The 349-nt window shown below is 59.0% G+C and carries 1 protein-coding gene; it reads left to right on the top strand.

The window, feature by feature from the left end; all coding sequences use genetic code 11:
• Window positions 1-349 (top strand): hypothetical protein (locus tag A3709_RS24280; protein ID WP_197484348.1); only part of this gene is annotated, 349 nt, incomplete at both ends.

The following is a 349-nucleotide window of genomic DNA, read 5'->3' as shown; positions in this document are numbered from 1 at the left end:
AGCAATCCCTGATTGAGGCGGCACTGGTTGATGGTCGCCTGGAGTTTACCGGTCCGCTGTCCCTGACGGACTTCAGTCTCGATGGTGTTGCAGATGGCCTGGTCAAGGCTCCTTCGCTTGACATCAACGGTGAGATGGCCGTTAGCAACAGTACGCTCCAGGTAGTGCTGACGGCATCTGCGGATGTCACGGGCAACATGAACCTGAGCGCGAGCCAGGTAACGCTGTATACAGCCGGCCCGGTCACGGTGGGCGGTGATATTACTCTCGCTAGCGGTGAAGTCCTGACCACGGGGGATGGCAGATCGAGCAGCAAGACGCTGTATCCGCTGACGCTGGATGTTGTGGG

Origin of the sequence: Halioglobus sp. HI00S01 (assembly GCF_001635445.1) — a bacterium.
Taxonomy (GTDB): Bacteria; Pseudomonadota; Gammaproteobacteria; order Pseudomonadales; family Halieaceae; genus Halioglobus; species Halioglobus japonicus.
This window is presented reverse-complemented; position numbering and strand designations above follow the sequence as displayed.